Here is a 22,485-nt window from a genome sequence, read left to right on the forward strand (position 1 = left end):
CCTGGTGATAATAGCTGTGTGGCACCACCCGATCCCATCCCGAACTCGGAAGTGAAACGCACATGCGCCGATGGTAGTGTGGCCTAAGCCATGCAAGAGTAGGTCATCGCCAGGGGCTTTACCCTAAAACGCCGCAACCATTGGTTGCGGCGTTTTTCTTTGCGTGGAATAAGTCCAGCGCGTAGTTGCGGCTTGAGCGCGAGTTAATGCGCCGATAATCGGGCGGTCCAACTGAGCTGATAATCCACGACGGCGCGGATACCCCGGTAGGAGCGGCGTGAGCCGCGATTGCGAAACACGCTTGCGTCGTATGTGCGGGGCCGCGGTCGCGGCTTGCGACGCTCCTACAGCGGGGCATCCATCCGAGTGGCGATCGGGTTGCGGCAGGCCATGCCCGGGTAGGAGCGGCGTGAGCCGCGATTGCGAAACACGCTTGCGTCGTATGTGCGGCGCCGCAGGCGCGGCTTGCGACGCTCCTACAGGGGGCTATCGGGCCGCGTGGCGATCGGGCGGCCGGCGCACGAGCACCTAAGCGCTTTGCTGAGATGGGCGTTATCAACGATCAACGACCCCCACCGTTTCGTAGACTTTGGTCGGATGCAACACAAACCCTGCGCGGTTACACTCGCCCTCGGTCGCGCATCGCGGCCCGCGCGGCCCGGCGATTGAGCCCGGGCCGACCGATCCAAGATCGCAAGGAGAGGTCCAGATGAAGTTCGCAGCCATCGGCAAGGTTCAGCACTAAGTCCGATTCCGCGGTCCAGGGCGATGCCCGGGCCGTGTCAGGCAGGTCGTTCGTGCTTCGGGTCCGTCATGGCCCTGGATTGCGCGCGCTCGCCCGCCGCCTCTCTCTCCCGATTCGTTGACCCGGCGCATCCTGCGCCCGTTCGCTCTCGTGCGTCGTCCCATGCGCCTCGCCGGCGCAGGCGGGACGGCTCGCGCTCCGGGAGTTTTCCAAGTTCAAACAAGGCTTGTCGCCATGATGATTTTTCGTTGGTTCGAATCGTTGATCGACCCGTTCCGGCCCGCGCCGGACACCATGCCGCCGCGTTCGGTGGCGGCGTTCTATTGGCATTTCATCCGCCAGGCGTGGCCGGTGTTCGTGGTCCTGACCGTGGTCGGGTTCTTCGTCGCCATCGTCGAGGTGGTGATGTTCGACTACCTGGGCAAGGTGGTGGATCTGGTCAACACCACGCCGGCGCACGCGCTGTTCGCCCAGCACGGCAGCGAGCTGCTGTGGATGGCGGCGGTGATGCTGGTCGCGCGCCCGATCTGCCTGGGGTTGCACGACCTGCTGCTCAATCAGGCCATCCACCCCAGCATGACCAACCTAGTGCGCTGGCAAACGCATCGCTACATGCTCAGGCAGAGCCTGAGCTTCTTCCAGAACGACTTCGCCGGCCGGGTCGCCAACCGGATCATGCAGACCGGCCCGTCGTTGCGCGAATCCACCACCCAGGCGTTCGATGCGATCTGGTACGTGATCGTGTACTCGGCATCGGCGGTGTATCTGTTCGCTCAGGCCGATGTCTGGCTGGTGGTGCCGCTGCTGGTGTGGATCGTGTTGTTCATCGGCTTGATGCGTTACTTCGTGCCGCGGGTGAAGGAACGTTCGTGGCGCGCGTCGGATGCGCGTTCCAAGCTGATGGGCCGCATCGTCGACGGCTACAGCAACATCACCACGCTCAAGCTGTTCGCGCATTCGCGGCGCGAGGAGCAGTACGTCGCCGAAGCGATGGTCGAACAGACCCAGCGTTCGCGCGACATGACCCGCATGACCACGTCGATGGGCGTGAGCATCAGCGTGCTCAACGGGTTGTTGATCGTCGGCACCTGCGGCCTGTCGTTGTGGCTGTGGCACCGCGGTGCGATCACGGTCGGCGCGATCGCGCTGGCGACCGGCCTGGTGATCCGCATCCACAACATGTCGGGTTGGATCATGTGGACGGTGAACGGCATCTTCGAGGATATCGGCACGGTGCAGGACGGCATCGAAACGATCTCGCGGCCGTTGACCGTGACCGATCGCGTCGATGCGCAGCCGCTGCAGGTCGAGCACGGCAGCGTGCGTTTCGAGAACGTGCATTTCCATTACGGCCAGGACAGCGGCCTGATCGCGGACCTGGACCTGGAGGTGAAACCGGGCGAGAAGATCGGTCTGGTCGGGCCGTCGGGCGCGGGCAAGTCGACGCTGATGAACATTCTGCTGCGGCTGTACGATCTGGAAGGCGGCCGCATCCTGGTCGATGGGCAGGACATCGCCGGCGTCGCCCAGGAAAGCCTGCGTTCGCAGATCGGCGTGGTCACCCAGGACACCTCGCTGCTGCACCGCTCGATTCGCGACAACCTGCTGTACGGTCGGCCGGAGGCCAGCGATGAGGAAATGTTCGAAGCCGTGCGCAAGGCGCGTGCGGACGAGTTCATTCCGCGCCTGATCGATGGCGAGGGCCGGGTGGGTTATGACGCGCTGGTTGGCGAGCGCGGGGTCAAGTTGTCGGGCGGTCAGCGTCAGCGCATCGCGATCGCGCGGGTGCTGTTGAAAAATGCGCCGATTCTGATCTTGGATGAGGCGACTTCGGCGCTGGATTCGGAAGCCGAGGCGGCGATCCAGGAGAGCCTGGAAACCCTGATGGCCGGCAAGACGGTCATCGCGATCGCGCATCGTCTGTCGACCATCGCGCGGATGGATCGATTGGTGGTGATGGATCGCGGCCACATCATCGAGACCGGGACGCATGAGCAGTTGATCGCGCGCGACGGGTTGTATGCGCGGCTGTGGAAGCGGCAGACGGGGGGATTCGTGGCGGTGGACGCGTAAGGGTTGGGGTTTAAGAAGACGGGCGGGGCTTAGGCCTCGCCTGTTCTTTTTGGGCCGGGGAGGTGTGAGGGTGATGGGTGTGACGTCGCGATGGCGGGGTTGCGCCGTTGGTTTGGGTTCGCGGTCGCGGTTCGCGCCGCTCCTACAGGGGGCGAACGTGTTTGCGCTAGAACAGCGAGCCGGTGGTGCCGCGGCCGTCGGGGTCGGCGTGGTGGTTGCGTTTGCGCACCCAGCCGCCTACGCCGGACGGTTGATGCGATGGCGCGGCGGGTTTCGTGGGTTTACTGCGCTCGCGCGCCTGGCGATGCGCGGTTTCGGCCATCGCCTTGAACTGGCGTTCGCGCTGCAGCCACAGCTCGTCCATGCTCGGGTCGGCGTGCGCGGGGTCGCCGACGTCGGCTTCGGTGGCTTGATCGGGAATGTGCTGGAACGGAATGCGCATCGGCGCGGCGCCTTGCTCGAGCGCGTGCTGCATGGTGCCGAAGTACAGGCGGTTGTGGCCGTAACGTTGATTGACCTGGTCGAGTACGCGGGTCAACGCCTGATTGCGATGGCGATCGGGAAACAACGATGCGGTGTCGGCGGCGCTGGGTTGTAGATCGGTCAGCGATACGGCCACCGACAGCGGTGGATAGCGCTGCACTTTCCAGCGGCCGTCGGCGGCGCGCATCAACGGTTCGATCGCGTCGGCCATCAGTTGCAGCAGGGTCGGGGTGTCGTCGAGCGGCGCGAACGACAGGTCGCGGCTGAAGCGTTGTTCCTTGCCGACGAAACGGATGTGCAGGCTCATGCCGCGCGCCTGGCAATGCTCGCCGCGCAGCCGCATCGCGGCCTTGGCGAGCAGCTTGAACAACACCGAGCGCATGCCTTGCGCGCTGCGCATCTGCGGGTCGAGCACGTGCGAGTGGCCGACCGAGGCGACCGCCTTGCGTTGCCGCGACGGCGGTTCGATGCCGCGCAGCTGCGCCCAGAAACGCTCGCCTTCGATGCCGCCCCAGATCGCGCGCAGGTGCTCGCGCGGCGCGGCGGTCAGTTTCGCGACCGTGTCGATGCCCGCGTCGATCAATCGTTGCAGCATCGACGGGCCGATTCCGCACAGGTCGTGCAATTGCAGGCCGTGCAGCGCGTGCGGCAGATCGGACAGCTCGATCACGGTCAGGCCGTCGACTTTCTGGATGTCGGACGCGGTCTTGGCCAGGAAGGTGTTGGGCGCGATGCCGATCGAACACAGGATCGGGCTCAGCTCGCGATCGATCAGGGTCTGCTTGATCTTGCGCGCGATCGCGACGGCGTGATCGCGCTGGCGTTCGCGGCCGATCAGGCGGCAGGCGACTTCGTCGATCGACAGCGGCTTGCCGTCGATCGGTATGCAGTCCTCGATCGCGGCGATCAGCTTGTGGTGCAGTTCGACGTAACGCGCCGGCCGCGCCTGCACGATCATGATCTCGGGGCAGCGCTCGAGCGCTTCATGCACCGGCGTGCCGGTCTTGACCCCGACGCGCTTGGCCTCGGGGCTGGCGGCGATGCAGCAGGTGGTCGCCGCCATAACCGGCACCACGCCGACCGGGCGGCCGCGCAACTCCTTGTGGTCGAATTGCTCGACCGAGGCGAAGTAGGAGTTGAAGTCGACGAACAGGCAGCGCAGGGTCATGGCGGTGGGCCACGCATGGGGACTCAGTATCGCGCCGCGCGATCGCGGGCGGGTGAACCGGCGCCTGAACTGATCCTGCAACCGATCCGCCGAGCCTGCCGGCGGATCGTCGCGTCGACTGAGATCGCGTGTCGCGTCAGCCGCTTACAGCACGATCGGCGGTTCGCCGCCGACGATCACGATGTCGGCCGGGCGGCGCGCGAACAGGCCGACGCTGACCACGCCGGGGATCTGGTTGATCGCCGATTCCATCGTCACCGGGTCGACGATGGCGAGGTTGTGGATGTCGAGAATGTAGTTGCCGTTGTCGGTGACCACGCCGGCGCCGTTGGCGTCCTGGCGCCACACCGGCTGGCCGCGGGTCATGCCGAGAATCTCGCGCGCGACCAGGCTGCGCGCCATCGGCACGACTTCCACCGGCAGCGGAAACTTGCCGAGCACGTCGACGCGCTTGGCCGGATCGACGATGCACACGAACTTGGCGCTGGCCTCGGCGATGATCTTCTCGCGGGTTAGCGCGGCGCCGCCGCCCTTGATCAGGCGCTTGTGCGGATCGCATTCGTCGGCGCCGTCCACGTACAGCGACAGCGGGCCGGTGGCGTTGAGATCGAGCACTTCGATGCCGAGCGCCTGCAGGCGCGCACTGCTCTGCTCGGAACTGGACACCGCGCCCTTGATGCGATGTTTCACCCGGCCCAGAGCCTCGATGAAGAACGCGACGGTGGAACCGGTACCGACACCGACGATCATGCCGTCTTCGATGTAGTCGATGGCTTTTTCGCCGGCCAGGCGTTTGGCTTCAGTCATTGGGGGAGCGGGAATCGGGAATGGGGAATTGGGAATCGGAAAAGCGAGAAGCGGTACAAGCAAAAGCGGTACAAGCAGAAGCGATACAAACAAAAGCGGGTGGGAATCTGAGAGACAGTGGGATGGAGCGCAGGCCGCTTTTAACGATTCCCGATTCTCCATTCCCGATTCCCGGCTATTCCATAGCCAACAACAGCTTCCACTGCGCCGCCGAGACCGGCAGCACCGACAGGCGGTTGCCGCGGCGGGTCAGGGCGAAGTCTTCGCCGAGCTGTTCGCTGCGGGCCTTGATCTCGTCGAGCGAAATCGTGCGCTTGAGTTTGCGTTCGAACTTGACGTCGACCAGCAGCCAGCGCGGTTCTTCGCGGCTGCTCTTCGGGTCGTGGTAGTCGGACTTGGGATCGAACTGGGTCGGGTCCGGATAGGCTTCGCTGGAAATCGTGGCGATGCCGACGATGCCGGGCACGGCGGTGTTGGAGTGATAGAACAGCACGCCGTCGCCGGGCTTCATACCGTCGCGCATGTAGTTGCGCGCCTGGTAGTTGCGCACGCCGTTCCACGGCTCGACGTCGACGCGCTGCAGGTCGTCGATGGAGAAGGTGTCCGGTTCGGACTTCATCAGCCAGTAGCGGCGGCGTGCGGTCATGCGGGGCTCGGTCGGGACGTGGGAAGGATCAGGCGAACAGCGCGGAGCGGCAGTCCAGGGTGTCGGCCTCGGTGCAGACCGCGTCCAGGGCGACGTCCCAGTCGGCGGCGTCGAGGCGATCCACGCGCTGGGTCTCGAACCCGGCGCCGACCAGCCACGGCGGCGCGGCGCGCTGCTGGCGGAATGCGAAGCTGCGATCGTACCAGCCGCCGCCCATGCCGAGCCGGTGGCCGCGCGGGTCGAAACCCACCAGCGGCAGGACGATCAGGCTCAGCTGTTCGGGTTCGAGCAGCGAGGTTTCCGCCAGCGCGGGCTCGGGAATGCCGAATTTGTTGGGCGCCAGCGCATCGCCCGGCCGCCACGGCGCGAATCGCAGCCGCTGGTCTTCGTGCAGCACCGGCAGGCAGTAGATGCAGTCCTTGGGCAGGCGCAATTGCCAGGCGTGCAGGGCGATTTCGCCGTCCATCGCCCAGTAGCCGGCCACGTAGCCTTCGCTCGGCGCGAACGGCAGCGCCAGCAAGCGCGCGGCGATGGCCTCGGCGCCGGCGATCCGCGCGGGCGCGCCGAGATTGCGGCGGCGGGCGCGCAGCTCGCGGCGCAGCGTCTTGCGATCGTCGGTCATGGGCGGGGTCCTGGAGGGGCGGATCGGGGAAGGCCGGCTTGGCTGAGCAGGGTCGGCGATACGTGCCGTAAGTCTGGCGCCTTGCCTCGACGTTGCGCGCCGGTGCGAGCGGCCTGCGCCGATTTTACCGGGATACGTGTCCAGGCGCGGCCGATGTCGGCGGAGCGCGCGGGCCTGTCGCGCGGGCATAAGGAAACGGGCGCGAGTTCACCTGGGGTGATCTCGCGCCCGTTCCGGGAAAAGTAGTCCTCCGCCAATGACGATGCTTGCGAAACGACCTTGAACCCTGGGTTCAAGTGGGGACGCTTGGGGATCTTCGGGCTTCCCGCTACGAGGCGGACTTGCACTCCGGATTCCGGTTGCGTCCCCGGTGTCGTTATTAAGGGACAAGGCGAATGTTTGGCAGGCCGTCGCGCACAGCAGAGGACGTGGGCGGGAGTATAGCGCCTGCGTTCGCATCGGTCAGTCCGCTCGTCGGCGATGCAGCGCTGCGGTTCATGCGCTTGTGTTGCGCGGATACGCATGAATGGGGGCTTGCGTGATGACGGTCGCGCGCAGTCGCAAGGATGGGGACGATGCGGTGTTATGCGCGGGCGCGCGCGTTGGTCGCACGATGCCGCGTGCGTGCTGGCGTGCGGCGATGTTGTGGTGGCCTGAGCACGGTTTTGGCCGATGCGCCGCGTGCGCATTCGGGGAATGGGTGGATACGCTGCGGTGAAGCCCTGGATCCCCGCCTTCGCGGGGATGACGGTCTTGAAGGGGCGCGCGTTTGTCAGGCAGTGCGCAGCATGCGCATTCGGGGAATGGGTGGAGACGCTGCGGTGCAGCCCTGGATCCCCGCCTTCGGGGATGACGAGCTTGGAGTGCCGGGCGTTGCGGGCAACCGCTGTCTAATCGATCGCGCGGCCTGCCGACGGTCGGTGCTGCGCGATAGCCGATACGCCGCAGGCGCATCGCCAGGGCAGTGCGAGGTTTCAGCGAGCAGCGGAGCGTCAGCGAATCGCGGCGTCGAACAGGCTGTCGAGCTTGCGGTGCAATTCGTCGAGGGTGCGCGAGAGTTCGCGGTCGCGGTTGCTGCCGTCGCCGCGCAGTTGCTGCAGTTCGTGGGCGAAATTGAGCGCGGCCAGCACGGCGACGCGGTCGAGCGCGGCCATGCGGTTGCTGCCGCGGATTTCGCGCATCTTGCTGTCGAGCATGCGCGCGGCGGCGAGCAGGTCGTCGCGCTCGTTGGGCTCGCAGCCGACGGTGTATTCGCGGTCGAGCAGGCTGATGCTGACGGCTTCGCTGGTCATGCGCTCAGGCTCATCCGAACGGGTTCATCGAAAGGGGGATCACGTGTGCTGCTCCAGCGACTTGAGTCGCGCGATCATGGCCTCGACGCGGGTGCGCGCCTGTTCGTTCTTGGCCAGCAGGGCCGAGCGTTCGCCGACCAGTTGTTCCTGTTGTTGACGCAGGCTGCGGTTCTCGTCGCTGAGTTTGCGCACGCGGTCGCCGAGCTCGTCGACGCGGGCGAGCAGCGACTGCAATTCGGCGAGAAGTTCGGCGCGTTCCATCCCGGCACGATGGCAGGCCGGGGCGGGGGCGGTCAAGGCGGGGGTGGTTACGGTGATGGGGCGATTGAGGGCGGCGGTCGTGGTGACAGCGCGCGACCGGGCGGTCGCGGCGATCGTAAGGCGGCGCGGTCGCGGCTCACGCCGCTCCTACAGGTGCAAATCGGACCGCAGGCGAGACTATTCCCGATTCCCGATTCCCGATTCCCGGCCCTCAAACCGCCGGACGCAGGCTCTCGGGCGGCTGCCATTGCTGGATGAAGGTCAGGCAGGCGTCGGCTTCGAGCGGGCGGGCCAGCCAGTAGCCCTGGATTTCGTCGCAGCCGTGCGCGCGCAGGAATTCCATCTGCTCTTCCAGCTCCACGCCCTCGGCGACCACGTTCAGGCCCAACGAATGGGCCATGGTGATCACGGTGCTGGTGATCGCTTCGTCGTCGGGGTCGCGGGTCAGGTCGCTGATGAATTCCTTGTCGATCTTGAGCGTGTTGATCGGCAGGCGCTTGAGATAGGCCAGCGAGGAATAACCGGTGCCGAAATCGTCCACCGCCAGCGCCACGCCGAGTTCGCGCAGCGCCTGCATGGTGTTGGAGGTGTGCGCGGCGTTGGACATGACCACGCTTTCGGTCAGCTCCAGTTCCAGCCGCCACGGCGGGATGCCGCTTTCGCTGAGCGCGCGGGCGACCATCTTGGGCAGGTCGCCGCGCAGCAGCTGGATCGCCGACACGTTGACCGACACCGATAGCTGATCGAGCCCCTGCTGGCGCCACTGGCGCAGGCGGTTGCAGGCTTCGCGCATCGCCCATTCGCCGATTTCCAGGATCAGCCCGCTTTCCTCGGCCAGCGGGATGAATTCCGACGGCGGGATGTTGCCGTGCTCCGGGCTGTTCCAGCGCAGCAGCGCTTCCACGCCGTTGATGCGCGCTTCGGGCAGCGACAGGCGCGGCTGATAGACCAGGCGCAGTTCGCCGCGGTCGAGCACCTTGCGCAGCGCGGCCGAGATCGTCGCGCGCTGGCGGATCTCCACGTCCATCGCCTCGGTGTAGCGCATGAAGGTGCGCCGGCCGGCGGCCTTGGCCTGGTACATCGCGGTGTCGGCGTGCTTGAGCAGGTCGGTCGGGACCTGGGCGTGGTCGGGATAGACGCTGATGCCGATCGACGGCGAGATCGCCACGTCGTGGCGTTCGTCGAAATCCAGCGGCGCCTCGAACGCCTTGATCAGGCGCCGCGCCACGTCCTCGGCCTGTTCGGGCGTGTCGAGGTTTTCCAGGACCACGGTGAATTCGTCACCGCCCAGACGAGCGACAGTGTGCTCGGCGCCGACGGTTTCCTGCAGGCGCACCGCGGCGGCGCGCAGGATGCGGTCGCCGGCGGCGTGGCCGAGCGAATCGTTGATGTCCTTGAACCGGTCCAGATCGAGGAACAACAAGGCGATGCGATGGCCGTGGCGGCGCGCGCGCACGATCGCCCGCGACAGCCGTTCCGACAACAGCGTGCGGTTGGGCAGGCTGGTCAGGGTGTCGTAGTTGGCCAGGTAGCGCAGTTCCTGCTCGGCGCGCTTCTGGTCGGTGATGTCGGTGAGCACCGCGACGTAATGGCCGCGCTGGCCGCTGCTGTCGAGCACGATCGAGGCCTGCAGCCAGCATAGGAATTCGTTGCCGTCCTTGCGCTGCTGCCAGATCTCGCCCGACCAGCGGCCGCTGCGCTGCAGTTCGGCGCGCATGTCGGAATAGAACTCGGGATCGTGCTGGCGGCTGTCGAGCAGGCCGGTGGTCTGGCCGATGACTTCGTTCTCGGGGTACCCGGTCATGCGCGAGAACGCCGGGTTGATCGAGACGAACACGAAGTCGCGGTCGAACACCGCCACCGCTTCGGCCATCGAGCGCAGCACTTCGCTGGAAATGCGCCGTTCGCGCTCGGCGCTGCGGATCGCGGTGACGTCGCGGCCGGTGCCGGCCACGCGCACCGGATGGCCCTCGGCGTCGCGCTCGACCACCCGGCCGCGGGCGCGCACCCAGCCCCACTCGCCCTTGGGCGTGCGCATGCGGTGCTCGGACAGGAACAGCGCCGCGTCGCCCTTGAGGTGCTTGCGCAGCAGTTCGGTGACCCGCGACAGATCGTCGGGATGGATCTCGTGATCGTCGGCGATGTCGGCCTGGACGCCGATGTCGGGCGACTGCGGGTTGTGGTCGTCGACGCGCATGCGGTGCAGCTCGCGCCGTTGCAGGTCGTAGTCCCAGAACTGTTCGCCCGAGGCCCACAGCGCCAGTTTCAGGCGTTCTTCGCGTTCGCGGATCTGGGTGAAATAGCCGCGCTCGCGCTGGCGGGCGACGTGCCAGCGCCAGCCGAAACTCAGCAGCAGGCCCAGCGCGGCCAGCGCCGCGGCGGCGATCGCCAGCGGATGCCGCCACAGCGGCGGATCGACGCTGACCGGGATGCGCAGTTCCTGGGTGTTCCACACGCCGTCGCGGTTGGTCGACTGGGCGCGGAACAGATAGCGGCCGGGCGGCAGGCGGGTGTAGGTGATGTCCTGGCGCGGGCCGTTGTCGATCCAGTCGCGGTCGAACCCGTCCATGCGGTAGCGATAACGGATGCCGGAGTTGGGGCCGAAATCCAGCGCGCCGATGCGCAGGCGCAGGATGCCGGCGCCGTCGGGCACTTCGAGCTTGGCCGACTGCCACAGGGCGCTGGCGCCGGCGCTGGTGTCCGAACCGATCCAGGCGCCGAGCAGGCGCACCGGCGGGGTGTAGCGCGAATCGGCGATGCGGGTGGGATCGAACAGGTTCAGCCCGCGCACGCCGCCGAACGCGAGCCGGCCGTCGGCCAGGGTGGCGACCGCGCCGGAATTGAATTCCAGGTCCTGCAGACCGTCGGCCAGGCCATAGCGGCGCACCAGCGAGGCGCCCGAATCGAAGCGCAGGATGCCCGCGTCGGTGCCCAGCCACAGCCGTCCGGCCGGGCGCTCGGCGATGGTGAACACCACCGGCACCGGATGGTCGCCCAGCACCTGCGCGAGCGGGTGTTCGAAGCGGATGCGGCCGTCGCCGAATTCGATCACCCGGCTCAAGCCGGCCTGGGTGCCGACCCAGATGGTGCCGTCGGCGGCCTGGTGCAAAGCGAGCACCAGATTGCCCGGCAGGCTGTCGGCCTGGTCGGTGACGTGGCGGTAGTGGCGCAGGTAGCCGGTGTCGGGATCGAGCAGGTCCAGGCCGTCGCCGGTGCCGAACCAGACCCGGCCCTTGCGGTCTTCCAGGATCGCGTTGACGCGCGGATGGCTCAGGCCCTTGGGATCGCCTTCGCGGTAGGCGTAACGCACCAGCGCGCCGGAGTCGGGCAGGTAATGCAGCGCGCCGATGTCCTCGCCGCCGAGCCACAGGCTGCCGTCGCGGGCGAATTGCAGGGTGCGCAGCGGGGCGTCGCGGTAGCCGCGCAGGTCGATGCTCTCTACCCGCTGGGTACCCGGTTCCAGCCGCAACAGGCCGGCGCGGGTCGCCAGCCACAGGCGGCCGGGCGTGGGTTTGTGCGGCGAGCGGGCCTCCGCCGCGGTGGTGCCCGGCGCGGCGGCGACGTCGGGTTCGCGCGCGATCGCGCCGATCGGGCCTTGCCGCGCCGCCGGCGGCAGCAGGCTGGTGAGGTCCTGGAAGCGGTCGCCGGACAGGTCGTAGCGGCGCAGGCGCGCGCTGTCGGTGCCGATCCAGATCGCGCCGCTGTCGTCCTGGGCCAGGCTGCGCACGCTGGCGTCGGAGGCCGCGCCGTGGTCCTCGTCCAGGTCGAGCACGTAGCTGAAACGGGTGCCGCGCGGATCGGCGACGGCGGCGCCGCGGAACTGGCCGCCGGCCCACAGCAGGCCGCCGTGATCGACCATCAGCGCGTTGATGGTGTCTTCCGGCAAGGTCGCCTCGACCCCGGATTGCGCATGCACGCGCTGGGTGTGGCCGCTGTCGGGATCGTGCCGGTACAGGCCGTTGCCGTAGCCGGAAATCCAGATCCGCCGGTCAGGCGCCTCGACGATGGCGCGCGCGTCGCGCAGCGCCGACAGCGCTTCGTCCTCGACCTTGACCAGGATGCCGGTGTGGCCGTCGAGCCGGTACAGGCCGTCGGCGGCGCCGGCCCAGAGCCGGCCGCGGCGGTCGATCATCACGCTGCGCAGGGCGATCGCCGCGCCGATGCGTTCGACCTTGCCGCCGGGCAGGATCCGATGCAGGCCGGCGGCGCTGGCCAGCCAGGCGCTGCCGTCGCGGGCCTGGGCCAGCGCCTGCCACGGCGACTGCCGGCTGGCCTCGCCGGGCAGGGCCAGCAGCAGTTCGCGCGTGCCGGTCTGCGGGTCCAGCCGCTCCAGGCCGGCGAGGGTGCCGATCAACAGCGACTCGCGCCACGGCATCAGCGCGACCACCTGCCGTCCGGCCTGCGAATCGGGCGCGCCGTAGCGATGGATGCTGCCGCTGGCCAGGTCCAGGCGCGCCAGGTATTCGGAATGGGTGCCGATCCACAACGCGCGCTGGCCGTCGAGCGCGAGCGCGGTGACGTAGCTGTCGGGCAGGCTGGCCGGGTCGCGCGGATCGTGGCGATACGGCAGGTAGCGCTGGCCGTCGTAACGGTGCAGGCCGCCCTGGGTGCCGACCCAGACGAACCCATGCACGTCCTGGGTGAAGGCGGTGACCGAGTTCTGGCTGAGCCCTTGTTCGCTGCCCAGGCGCGAGAAATAGAAGTCGCGCGTGGCCGCCTCGCAACGCTGCGGCCACGCCGTCGCCCACAGCAGCAAGGCGGTGAGACCGGCGGTCAGCAGGGCGGCGGGGGATAAGGGACGCACGGACACCGTGGCGCAGGGCACAAGAGCCGCAGTGTAGGCAAGCGGTCGTGGCAGCAACAAGCTCTCAAGCTATCTTTTCCGGCACGCAGATGGTTCGAGCCGGTTTCGCCGGCGCGGCGCGCGCGGCGTGCGCCATCGCAGCCGCTGCGAAGGTCGGCCACGAATGTCCGCAGGGCGGACTTCCCGCACAGGCCGCAATGCGCCGCGCATTGCTAAACTGCCCCATCCCCCTCGATCCCATGCCTGTGGCCGCGACCGAATTGCCCTTGTTGTCCGATGTCGATGCCGAGAGCCGCAGCCTCTCGCTCGGCGCTTCGCCTTCCGAATTGCACGGTGCGCTGTGCGGCTGGCTCGCCGGCGGCGGCGCGTCGGTCAACGACTGGCCGGCGCGCGTGCTCGCCGACCCCGGCACCGCGACCCCGGCCGCCGACGGCGCCCTGGATCGCCTGCGCCTGACCAGCGCCGCGCAACTGGCCGACCGCAGCTTCGGCTTCGACCTGCTGCTGCCCGACGCCGACGCTTCGCTGAGCGAGCGCAGCGGCGCGCTGTTTGACTGGTGCCGCGGTTTCCTCGGCGGCTTCGGTCTGGCCGCGGGCGCCGCGCCGAACCTGTCGGAGGAAAGCAGCGAGGCGCTCGGCGACCTCGCCCGCCTGGCCGCGGCCGCGCCGCAGGACGACGGCGACGAGGAAGACGAAGAAGCCTTCACCGAGATCGAGGAATTCGTCCGCATCGTCGCCCTGCTGCTGCACGGCGACGTGGCGATGGCGGCGCAGCACAGGCAGCGGCTGAACTGACATGCACACCGCGCTGACCATGCCGGCCAAGGCGTATGCGCGGCGGCGCAAGCAGCTGATGGACATGGCCGGCGGCGATGCGATCGTGATCGTGCCCTCGGCGCACGAGTTGATCCGCAGCCGCGACACCCACTACCCGTTCCGCCAGGACTCCGACCTGAGTTACCTGACCGGTTTTCCCGAGCCCGACTCGGTGCTGGTGCTGGTGCCGGGCCGCAAGCATGGCGAAACCTTGCTGTTCTGCCGCGAGCGCGACGCCGAGCGCGAAGCCTGGGACGGCCCGCGCTACGGCCCGGAAAACGCGGTCGACGCGTTCGGCCTGGACGACGCGTACCCGATCACCGACCTCGACGACATCCTGCCGGGCCTGCTCGAAGGCCGCACGCGGGTGTACTACCACTTCGGCCGCGACACCGATTTCGACCTCAAGCTGATCGGCTGGGTCAACCGCGTGCGCGAGATGGTCCGCCAGGGCGCGCAGCCGCCGCACGAGTTCCTGGTGCTGGGCCATCTGCTCGACGAACTGCGCTTGTTCAAGGACCGCGACGAGCTGCGTTTCATGCAGCGCGCCGCCGACATCAGCGTGCTCGCCCACGAAGCGGCGATGCGCGCGGCGCGGCCGGGCATCCGCGAATACGAACTGCAGGCCGAGGTCGAGGCGGTGTTCCGCCGTTTCGATGCCGAACCCGCCTACGGCAGCATCGTCGGCGCCGGCAGCAACGCCTGCGTGCTGCATTACCGCGCCAACAACGCCGCCTCGCGCGACGGCGACCTGGTCCTGATCGACGCCGGCGCCGAGTACCGCGGTTACGCCGCCGACATCACCCGCACCTTCCCGGTCAACGGCCGTTTCAGCCCGGCGCAGCGCGCGCTGCACGATCTGGTCGGCGCCGCCCAGGCCGCGGCGCTGGCGCAGGCGCGGCCGGGTCTGCCGTACGAGGCCGGGCATCTGGCCGCGGTGGAAACCCTGACCGAGGGCCTGCTGCGGCTGGGCCTGCTCAAGGGCAAGCTCGAACGCAACCTCGCCGACGGCAGCTACCGGCGCTTCTACCGGCACAAGACCGGTCACTGGCTCGGCCTGGACGTGCACGACGTCGGCGAATACCGCATCGACGGCGAATCGCGCCTGCTCGAACCGGGCATGGTGTTCACCATCGAACCGGGGCTGTACGTCTCCGCCGACGACACCACGGTCGAACCGAAGTGGCGCGGCATCGGCATCCGTACCGAGGACGATGTGGTGATCGGCAAGGAGGGTTGCGAGGTGCTGACCGACAAGCTGGCGCGTAGCGCGGATGAGATCGAGGCGTTGATGGGGCAGCGGCGGGCGGCTTGAGGTTGGGGTGATGTGGGGTGGGGCGACTCGGCTCGCTTCGTATTGATTCGCTTCCGTATCGGCTCGGCTCGCTTGAACGCGAATCGTCGCGACCCGACGTGACCGTCGCGGAACGACTCGACTCGACTCGTCTCGTCTCGACGTGAGTCGTCGTGACTTCGATCAGACGCGACTCGCTTCGTTTTCGTCTCGTTCCGTCTTGTCTCGTGTTGTTTTTTCTTGCCCGGTCCGCGCACCACAAATTCTTCCAGCGAGCCGCCTTTGCTTTTTCCCCCTTTGTAAAAGGGGGGCAGGGGGATTCGCTTTTAAGCCGCCAATGGCCTGCAACTCTGCTGTAGAAGCTCTGAAGCTCTGAAGCTTTAAGCAGGATCAAAAGCTTCCGCCACTAAAGCGGCGGGTCACTTTCTTTTGTCTAAAGCGACAAAAGAAAGGTAACCAAAGAAAAACGCTTTTTTGTGGATCAAAGGCCCGCGGGTGCGGTGCAGACGCGGGCACGCGCCACACGGGACCTCCATGTCCCGGTGGCGCGCGACGCGCATCCATGCGCGTCGCCCTCCGGGTGTGCGCTTGCTAACGCGAGTTGGCGGCCTCGCAGCGCTGGGAGTGAGGAGGGAGATGAAGCTCAAGCTCGAGCAGCACGGCTTTTGCTGTCCCCCCCTTTGTAAAAGGGGGGTAGGGGGATTTGCTTTTGCTGTTGCTCTGCCTGTGCGCTGTTGTTGTCCAAAAGCAAAAGCGAATCCCCCTGCCCCCCTTTACAAAGGTGGGAGCCCTTCGTTGGAGGGGCGTGGTCGGTGGGGATATTGGGCTGACGTCTTGCGTTAAAGCGGTAACGTCGTGAAGGCGCAGAGTCGTGAATGTACGAAAGTGCTCCGTGGAAACGCTAGCTCAGCACGAAAGCCAGCGCCGCTCGTACCAACCGCCCACTCATCGCTCCGGCCCGACACCCTCCGGCCCCATCCGCTCCAGCACCAACTCCACAAACCGACGCAGCTTCGGCAACGGCTGACGATCGCGCGGATACAGCAGATGCACCGGCCGCGGCGGCGGCAACTCGTTTTCGAACAGCGCGACCAGGCGCCCCGCGGCGATGTCCTGCGCCAGCAGCACCTGCGGTTGCAGCACGATGCCGCAACCGGCCAGCGCCGCGCGCCGCAAGGCTTCGCCGTGGTTGGAGGCGAAGCGTCCGCTTACCCGCAGCGGTTCGGGCGAGAGGCTATCGAAGCGCCAGCCGGCGTCGCGATTCCATAGCAGATGGCTCAGACAGCTGTGATCGACCAGTTCGCGCGGATCGGTCGGCGTGCCGTGCGCGCGCAGGTACTCGGGCGCGGCGGCGACGATCATGCGGTAGGGCCGCAGCGGCCGCGCCACCAGGTGATCGGAATCGGCGAGCGGGCCGATCCGGATCGCCGCGTCGAAGGCTTCGGCGATCACATCGGACATGCGGTCGGAGAGCACCAGGTCGACCGAGACCTCGGGATGGCGCTGCAGGAATTCCGCCACCACCTCCGCCACCGCGCTACCGCCGAGCGTGAACGGCGCGGTCACCCGCAAACGCCCGCGCAGCCGGTCGTCGTCGCGCATGCGCTCGGCGACCGATTCGGCGTGGCGGACCTGATCGAGGATGCGCCGGCAATCCTCGACGAACGCCGCGCCGACTTCGGTCAGATGCTGTTTACGCGTATCGCGCTGGAGCAGGCGCGCGCCCAGATGCTCTTCCAGTTGCTTGATGTGCTTGCCGACCATCACCGCCGACAGGTGTTCGGCCTGGGCCGCGGCGGCGAAACTGCCGGTGTCGGCCACCGCCACGAACACGGCCATGCTGCGCAGCTTGTCCATGGGCTAACCGCCAGTTAGGGGAGCGCGAAATCCTAGCGCATTCACCGTCGACGCCATCGCGCGCAGACTGGCGTCCTGTCTCCCCATCCGGAATCCCCGTCATGAAGATCCTGCTCGTCGGCGCCAGCGGCACCCTCGGCCGCGCCATCGCCGACACCTTGAAGCATCACGAGATCCTCGCCGCCGGCCGCAGCAGCGCCGACTACCCGGTCGATATCACCGACGATGCCAGCGTCGAGGCCTTGTTCAAGCGCACCGGCAAGCTCGACGCCATCGTGTCGGCAGCCGGCGTGCTGCATTTCGGTCCGCTGGAATCGATGAAGCCGTCGGATTTCGCGATCGGCCTCAACGACAAGCTGCTCGGGCAGGTGCGGCTGGCGCTGCTCGGCCAGCATCATCTCAACGACGGCGGTTCGATCACCCTGACCACCGGCATCGTTTCGGAAGAACCGATCCGCGCCGGCGCCAACGCCAGCGCGGTCAATCGTGCGATCGAGGGCTTCGTGCAGGGCGCGGCGTTCGAACTCAAGCGCGGGCTGCGCATCAACGCGGTCAGCCCGAACGTGCTGAGCGAATCGTGGGCGGACTACGGCCCGTTCTTCCCCGGCTTCGAACCGGTCACCGCCGCGCGCGCGGCGCTGGGTTATCAGCGCAGCGTCGAAGGCATCCAGAGCGGTCGGGTGTTCAAGGTCTGGTGAACGATCGCGGCGCGCGGTCGATGCGCACGCGCGCCGATCACAGATGCCGCGGCACCCGCGCCTGCAGCAACGCCACCAACGCGGGCGCCGTGCAGTTGCAGGCGTGCAGTCGTAGTCGTCGGGAATATCCAGACAGACCACGCGCTTGCCGCGCAGCTGCGGCTGGAACTTGTGTTGCAGCTTGCTGCGCTGGGCCTTTTCCATCACGAAGATCAGCTGCGCCCATTCGACCAACTCGGCGCCGAGCGGTTGCTCGGCGTCGTGATTGAGCCCGGCCGAGGCTACTTCCAGATCGTCGCGGCCGCCGAACACCTGCTCGGCGGTCGGGCTGCGCAGCTTGTTCTGGCTGCACACGAACAAGATGCGCTGCATGCGCGGCTCAGGCGCTCGCGGCGAATTCGTCGCGGGTGAGATTGAGCGGCGCGGCGTCGGTGCAGACCACGTCGTCCTCGATGCGGATGCCGCCGAACGGACGGAACTGGTCGATGCGGTTCCAGTCGACGCTGTCGGCGTGTTCGCCCTTGCGCAGACCATCCAGCAACAGGTCGACGAAATACAGGCCCGGCTCGATCGTCACCGCCATGCCCGGTTCCAGCACCCGGGTCAGGCGCAGATACGGATGGCCGGCGGGCTTGTCGATGCGGCCGCCGCGATCGGAGGCGGCGAAACCGGCGACTTCATGCACCTGCAGGCCGATGCCGTGGCCGATGCCGTGCGGGAAGAACACGCCGCTCACGCCGGTTTCCACCGCCGCTTCCGGGCTGATGTTGAGCACGCCGAAGTCCTTGAGAATGCCGGCCAGCGCCAGGTGCGCATCGAGATGGATGCGCTTGTAGTCGGTGCCGGCGCGGACCTGATCGCACATGACCAATTGCGCGGCGTCGACCGCGTCGATCAGCGCCTGGAACTCGCTGCCGGCATCGCTGGCGTAGCTGCGGGTGATGTCGCAGGCGTAGCCGTGATGGCTGGCGCCGGCATCGATCAGGAAACTGCGCGACTGCGCCGGCGGCTCGCGGTCGAGTTCCATGTAGTGCAGCACCGCGCCGTTCTGGTTGAGGGCGACGATGTTGCCGTACGGCAGTTCGTTGCAGTCCTGGCGTGCGGCGGCGCAATAGGCCAGGTGGATGTCGAACTCGCTGCGGCCGGCGCGGAACGCGGCTTCGGCGGCGCGGTGCGCGCGCACGCCCTTGCGGGTCGCTTCGCGCATCATCGCCACTTCGTAGGGCGTCTTGAAGGCGCGGTGGTATTCGAGGTAATCGATCACCGGCTGCGGGTTGTTCGGCGCGAACTCGCCGAGCGTGCTCAGCGGCTCGCCGAGGATGGCGCAGCGCGCCGGGTCCTTGGGCAGATGGGCGAGCGCTTCTTCGGCGGTGCGGATCACGATCACCTCGAAATGCTCGACCCACCAGCCGCTGGGCGCCTGCGGCACGACATGCCAGTAGTCGAACGGCTGCAGGTAGATCAGCTTGGGCGTCTGCCCGGGCGTGGCGACCAGCCAGCTGCCCGGGTTGCGGGTCAGCGGCACCCAGGCCTTGAACTGCGGGTTCGCCGCGTACGGATAGTCGCGGTCGTCGAACACCTGGTAATGCAGGGTGCCGCTGGGGACGACCAGATGATCGAAACCGCCGCGCGCCAGCGCCTGCTCGGTGCGGCGTTGCAGTTCGGCGAAATGCTGCGCGTACAGCTCGGCGATGGAGCGGGACGCGGACGGATCGGCGGTGCGGGCGGGGGCGGTCATCGCGGGGCTTCGGCTGGGGAAACGCGGCTATTTTGCCGGATTGCGCGCCGGGCTGGATTTGCCGTTTGCGCTGAGCCCCTCTCCCGCAACGCGGGAGAGGGGTTGGGGTGAGGGCCTGCGGGTCGTTTGCGTGGCGCCACGATCCGCGCGCGCCCTCATCCGCCCTTCGGGCACCTTCTCCCGCTTGCGGGAGAAGGACACGGCGTTACTCGTAACTCGCCCCGGGCGAATCCAGCCACTGACGCAGATGCTGCATGCCGTCTTCGGGCATGGCGATAAAGCGAAAACCGGTCCAGGTCTGGCCCGGGACGCTGGCGCGGTCCTGCCACAGCAGGTGCGCGCCGACTTCGATCGGCGAGGCGTGCTGCGGCGCGTCGCGCAGGTTGAAGCGCAACTGGTACAGCGCGTCGTCGACCAGCGGTGCGCTGGCGATCAGCATCATGCCGGTCTCGGACAGATTGCCCAGATGGCCGATCACCGTCTCGGTCATGGTGTCGACCACCTGCACCGTCTCGACGATGCGGCGCCGGCGAGTGCGGCGGTATTCCTCGTTCATGCGCCGGCCCCGTCGGCAGCCGGCGCGCGACCGCCGCCGAAGCCGCGCAGCACGTCCAGCGCCGCGTGCCAGGCGCGATCGACCAGCCGACTGCGCTCCTCGGCCACGATCCGCACCTGCCCGCGCGCGAGCATCCGCGCCAGGCTGTCGAGCGATTGCTCGCCCACGCGCTGGCCGCGCTGGTTGACGAACAGCGCGTTGTCGGTGATCGGGCTGAACCACGACAGGCGTCGACGCACCGCGTCGCCCTGCTGGTTCTGCACGAATTCGAACCAGGTGCCGAACGGCAGCGCGCGGATCTGTTCCCAGCAGGCCTGTTCGCGCTCGTCGCGCGGCGACAGCGACGCGCGCGGCGCCGGCGCGTGGCCTTCCTCGCCCAGGCGCACGCGCGAACGCAGCTTCACCGCCAGTTCGGTGCGCGAGGCGGCTTCGTCGGTCAGCGCCGGGCCGACGGTGAGCTGGCGCGAGATCGCGCCGGCATCGTCGGCGTGGTAGCCGACCAGGGTCAGGGCATGTTCGATATCGGCGTCGAGCCCGCACGGGGCGGTCGCGCCGACGCCGGTCAGGTTGGCGGCGACGATCTGCTCGGTGATCGCCAGCTGGCGCCGCCAGGCGTCGGATTCTTCGCCGTGGCGCAGCAGGGTCAGGGTCAGCACATCGGCCCAGGCCTGGCTGAGCAGGGTCTGGACAAAACGCGGCAGGCGTTGGTCGAGGGTGCTTGCTTCGATCGCCTGATTGGCGCGGCGCTTGGCCAGTTCGAGTTTTTCCTTGCCGCGCGCGGCCTCGACATGGCGGCGCTCGCTGACTTCGGCCTTGCGCGCCATGTTCTGCAGATGCTCCTGCAGGCGCTGGTTGGCGGTGTCGAAGGCGCCGGGCGCGACCTTGTAGTGCTCGATCACGTGATCGACCGCCTGCCGCAGCGGCTCGTGCAGCTGTGGGTCGACTTCCTCGGTCGGGGTCCAGCGCGCGCCGGCCTCGGCGACGGTGTTGAGCAACTGCCGCGCCGGATGCCCGCTGTGTTCGAGCAGCGAGCGGTCCTGCAGGGCGGCGTGCAGCAGCGGCGCCTGCAGGCGGTTGAGCAGGGTCGAGATCATCGCGTCGCCGCGCAGGCGCTGTTCGATCTCGCCGTACAGCAGGTCGAGCAGGTCGAACACGTCGCCGTCGTCGCGCGACAGCGCGGTCGGGCGTTCGGCGTCCGCGCCGGCGTCGCCGTCGCCGCGGTCGTTGCGCTCATGCGCCGCCAACAGCGACTGGCGCAGGTCGGCGACCTTGCGCAGCGGTTGCGGGCCGCGCGGCAGTTCGTCCTTGAGGTGATTGAGCGCGTCGAGCAGCTCGGCGGTATTGAGCGCGGTGACCGGCGCCGACGGCTGCGCGCGCGGGCGCAGCTTGTCGACCAGCTCGCGGCGTTCGCCGAGCCATTGCTGCAAGGTTGCGAAGTCGACCGCGTCGGCGGACGCGGCGGCGGCGGGCTGGCCCGGCCAGGCGGTGTGCGGACGCGACGGCTCGTTCGCGCGGGCGGGTTGGGTGGCCGATGTGCGGGACAGTTCGGCACTGGCGCCGGTGTGTGGGCCGGCGTTGGCTTCGGTGCCGCGCGCGGGATCGCTGGTGGGATCGCCCGCGGACGCACGCCGCACCGGTTCGGCCGCCAGCGCGGCCAAACCTTCGGCGGCCGGATTCTGCACGCTCGGGCGGGTCCGCAGCGGCACGAACGACAGGCTCGGCAGCACGTTCTCGCGCGCCAGCAGGGCGTTCATCGACTCGACCATCGCCGCGTAGCCCAGCATCACCTGCTGGTCGAACACCCGGTACAGATCCAGCCGCGATTCCAGGCTGATCTGCAGCGGCTGGCAGGCTTCGGCGAAGCTGCGGATCAGCCGCTGCGGGCCGACCGGCAGGCGCTCGCTGTCGAACGCGGGCGCGCCGGCGAGCACGCCGAAACGCTGGCCGAGCAGCAGCAGACCCAGCCCGGCGCGCGACTCGTGGCGGCTGGCCACCGCGCGCAGCACGGTGTTTTCGTCGACTTCGCTGTCTTCGACCAACCGAAGTTCCCGAAAATGAGGCGCTGCGTTGTTGACCGGACGCGATGGAGTGGCCGCCGTGTCCCTCAACCGAGTCAGCGCCGTCTCCAACCCCAGCAAATACCGAGGAATCAAATCCGCCCGCCGCAACCGCACCAGCCGCAAGGTCTCCAGATACCCCGACTGCAGACTGGGATTGCGGGCCTGATCGGCCTGGCGAAACAACTGTTGCTCGTACTCGGCGAGCATGCGCTCCAGCAGCGGCGCGATCTCGTCGCTGACCAGCGCATACAACTGCTCGAGCAGCCGGCGCACGCGGCGAGGCAAGGCGGCGGTGGCCAAGGTGGCCCGCGGCGAGGCGTCCAGAGGGTCGAACGTGGCGGACATGGGCTTTGGGTACTGACGACCGCGAGATATAACCACGCCTCCCGGGCCACAAGCCAGCCCGGAGCGGTCCGGGCGTAGCGTGCAGCCGACAGGAGGCGACCATTGGCACAAACGCGCTGCCTGTTGCGTAGCGGCCAAGGCCGAGTGTGTCGCGGTGGCGGTGGTGGCGTTGTGAGTTGGCGCCGGGGCCGAGCAAGTGCGTCGGCCGCTACCGCGCGCTG

General features: G+C 68.0%; 15 protein-coding genes, 1 rRNA gene, 1 other RNA gene and 1 pseudogene. 5 read left to right on the forward strand and 13 right to left on the reverse strand.

Annotated features, from left to right (window positions below; translation table 11 throughout):
• Together rrf and KME82_RS04485 are read left to right on the forward strand one after the other, a co-directional pair.
• Positions 1 to 115 (forward strand): 5S ribosomal RNA (gene rrf / locus KME82_RS04480).
• A gap of 870 nt (positions 116 to 985) precedes the next feature.
• Positions 986 to 2,818 (forward strand): ABC transporter ATP-binding protein, encoded by a 1,833-nt coding sequence (locus KME82_RS04485; protein WP_215498969.1) that lies wholly within the window; start codon positions 986 to 988, stop codon positions 2,816 to 2,818.
• Between the two features lie 166 nt (positions 2,819 to 2,984).
• On the opposite strand, the gene KME82_RS04490 is transcribed toward KME82_RS04485, so the two are convergent.
• The 8 genes from KME82_RS04490 to KME82_RS04525 form a co-directional block, all read right to left on the reverse strand.
• Positions 2,985 to 4,469: a DNA polymerase Y family protein gene (locus KME82_RS04490; protein ID WP_215497458.1), complete on the reverse strand. Its 1,485-nt coding sequence runs from the start codon at positions 4,467 to 4,469 to the stop codon at positions 2,985 to 2,987.
• Positions 4,470 to 4,613: 144 nt separating this feature from the next.
• Complete coding sequence (gene rpiA, locus KME82_RS04495; RefSeq protein WP_215497459.1) at positions 4,614 to 5,276, reverse strand: ribose-5-phosphate isomerase RpiA; 663 nt, start codon at positions 5,274 to 5,276, stop codon at positions 4,614 to 4,616.
• 175 nt (positions 5,277 to 5,451) lie between these two features.
• Positions 5,452 to 5,922: an EVE domain-containing protein gene (locus KME82_RS04500; protein WP_215497460.1), complete on the reverse strand. Its 471-nt coding sequence runs from the start codon at positions 5,920 to 5,922 to the stop codon at positions 5,452 to 5,454.
• A gap of 28 nt (positions 5,923 to 5,950) precedes the next feature.
• On the reverse strand, positions 5,951 to 6,544 hold the full coding sequence (locus KME82_RS04505) for a 5-formyltetrahydrofolate cyclo-ligase (RefSeq protein ID WP_215497461.1): 594 nt from the start codon (positions 6,542 to 6,544) through the stop codon (positions 5,951 to 5,953).
• A gap of 243 nt (positions 6,545 to 6,787) precedes the next feature.
• Positions 6,788 to 6,973: non-coding RNA, 6S RNA (ssrS, locus tag KME82_RS04510), on the reverse strand.
• Positions 6,974 to 7,536: 563 nt separating this feature from the next.
• The gene (locus tag KME82_RS04515) at positions 7,537 to 7,836 is read right to left on the reverse strand and encodes a cell division protein ZapA (protein ID WP_215497462.1); all 300 of its coding nucleotides are present in this window, start codon (positions 7,834 to 7,836) and stop codon (positions 7,537 to 7,539) included.
• Positions 7,837 to 7,875: 39 nt separating this feature from the next.
• Positions 7,876 to 8,097 (reverse strand): TIGR02449 family protein, encoded by a 222-nt coding sequence (locus KME82_RS04520; protein ID WP_036108784.1) that lies wholly within the window; start codon positions 8,095 to 8,097, stop codon positions 7,876 to 7,878.
• 211 nt (positions 8,098 to 8,308) lie between these two features.
• A complete protein-coding gene (locus KME82_RS04525; RefSeq protein WP_215497463.1) occupies positions 8,309 to 12,901 on the reverse strand; it encodes an EAL domain-containing protein in 4,593 nt (1,530 codons plus the stop codon).
• Positions 12,902 to 13,140: 239 nt separating this feature from the next.
• On the opposite strand from KME82_RS04525, the gene KME82_RS04530 reads away from it, so the two are divergent.
• The gene (locus tag KME82_RS04530) at positions 13,141 to 13,695 is read left to right on the forward strand and encodes a UPF0149 family protein (protein WP_036108782.1); all 555 of its coding nucleotides are present in this window, start codon (positions 13,141 to 13,143) and stop codon (positions 13,693 to 13,695) included.
• A 1-nt stretch (position 13,696) separates the two neighbouring features.
• Entirely contained in the window at positions 13,697 to 15,031 is a 1,335-nt protein-coding gene (locus KME82_RS04535; RefSeq protein ID WP_215497464.1) for an aminopeptidase P N-terminal domain-containing protein, read from the forward strand.
• 924 nt (positions 15,032 to 15,955) lie between these two features.
• Here KME82_RS04535 and KME82_RS04540 read toward each other — a convergent pair.
• Positions 15,956 to 16,867, reverse strand: a complete 912-nt coding sequence (locus tag KME82_RS04540) for a LysR family transcriptional regulator (protein ID WP_215497465.1) — start codon at positions 16,865 to 16,867, stop codon at positions 15,956 to 15,958.
• A 101-nt stretch (positions 16,868 to 16,968) separates the two neighbouring features.
• Here KME82_RS04540 and KME82_RS04545 point away from each other — a divergent pair, with 101 nt between their 5' ends.
• Positions 16,969 to 17,565 (forward strand): short chain dehydrogenase, encoded by a 597-nt coding sequence (locus KME82_RS04545; RefSeq protein ID WP_215497466.1) that lies wholly within the window; start codon positions 16,969 to 16,971, stop codon positions 17,563 to 17,565.
• 37 nt (positions 17,566 to 17,602) lie between these two features.
• Here the strand turns inward: KME82_RS04545 and KME82_RS27015 are convergent.
• The 4 genes and pseudogenes from KME82_RS27015 to KME82_RS04565 all read right to left on the reverse strand — a co-directional run bounded on the left by KME82_RS27015 (position 17,603) and on the right by KME82_RS04565 (position 22,264).
• A pseudogene (locus KME82_RS27015) lies at positions 17,603 to 17,937 on the reverse strand (low molecular weight protein tyrosine phosphatase family protein).
• Positions 17,938 to 17,944: 7 nt separating this feature from the next.
• On the reverse strand, positions 17,945 to 19,303 hold the full coding sequence (gene pepQ, locus KME82_RS04555) for a Xaa-Pro dipeptidase (protein ID WP_215497468.1): 1,359 nt from the start codon (positions 19,301 to 19,303) through the stop codon (positions 17,945 to 17,947).
• 205 nt (positions 19,304 to 19,508) lie between these two features.
• Entirely contained in the window at positions 19,509 to 19,859 is a 351-nt protein-coding gene (locus KME82_RS04560) for a PilZ domain-containing protein (protein WP_046655526.1), read from the reverse strand.
• Positions 19,856 to 22,264 (reverse strand): DUF1631 family protein, encoded by a 2,409-nt coding sequence (locus tag KME82_RS04565; protein ID WP_215497469.1) that lies wholly within the window; start codon positions 22,262 to 22,264, stop codon positions 19,856 to 19,858. The genes KME82_RS04560 and KME82_RS04565 overlap by 4 nt, the downstream gene beginning before the upstream one ends.
• Between the last annotated feature and the right edge of the window lie 221 nt (positions 22,265 to 22,485).

This window comes from Lysobacter capsici, from assembly GCF_018732085.1.
GTDB classification, from domain to species: Bacteria; Pseudomonadota; Gammaproteobacteria; order Xanthomonadales; family Xanthomonadaceae; genus Lysobacter; species Lysobacter capsici_A.

Excerpts from the sequence above, each read along its gene's own strand:
- KME82_RS04490 (WP_215497458.1), bottom strand. The coding sequence starts at position 4,469 with ATGACCCTGCGCTGCCTGTTCGTCGACTTCAACTCCTACTTCGCCTCG.
- rpiA (WP_215497459.1), bottom strand. The coding sequence starts at position 5,276 with ATGACTGAAGCCAAACGCCTGGCCGGCGAAAAAGCCATCGACTACATC.
- KME82_RS04500 (WP_215497460.1), bottom strand. The coding sequence starts at position 5,922 with ATGACCGCACGCCGCCGCTACTGGCTGATGAAGTCCGAACCGGACACC.
- KME82_RS04505 (WP_215497461.1), bottom strand. The coding sequence starts at position 6,544 with ATGACCGACGATCGCAAGACGCTGCGCCGCGAGCTGCGCGCCCGCCGC.
- KME82_RS04515 (WP_215497462.1), bottom strand. The coding sequence starts at position 7,836 with ATGACCAGCGAAGCCGTCAGCATCAGCCTGCTCGACCGCGAATACACC.
- KME82_RS04520 (WP_036108784.1), bottom strand. The coding sequence starts at position 8,097 with ATGGAACGCGCCGAACTTCTCGCCGAATTGCAGTCGCTGCTCGCCCGC.
- KME82_RS04530 (WP_036108782.1), top strand. The coding sequence starts at position 13,141 with ATGCCTGTGGCCGCGACCGAATTGCCCTTGTTGTCCGATGTCGATGCC.
- KME82_RS04535 (WP_215497464.1), top strand. The coding sequence starts at position 13,697 with ATGCACACCGCGCTGACCATGCCGGCCAAGGCGTATGCGCGGCGGCGC.
- KME82_RS04540 (WP_215497465.1), bottom strand. The coding sequence starts at position 16,867 with ATGGACAAGCTGCGCAGCATGGCCGTGTTCGTGGCGGTGGCCGACACC.
- KME82_RS04545 (WP_215497466.1), top strand. The coding sequence starts at position 16,969 with ATGAAGATCCTGCTCGTCGGCGCCAGCGGCACCCTCGGCCGCGCCATC.
- pepQ (WP_215497468.1), bottom strand. The coding sequence starts at position 19,303 with ATGACCGCCCCCGCCCGCACCGCCGATCCGTCCGCGTCCCGCTCCATC.
- KME82_RS04560 (WP_046655526.1), bottom strand. The coding sequence starts at position 19,859 with ATGAACGAGGAATACCGCCGCACTCGCCGGCGCCGCATCGTCGAGACG.
- KME82_RS04565 (WP_215497469.1), bottom strand. The coding sequence starts at position 22,264 with ATGTCCGCCACGTTCGACCCTCTGGACGCCTCGCCGCGGGCCACCTTG.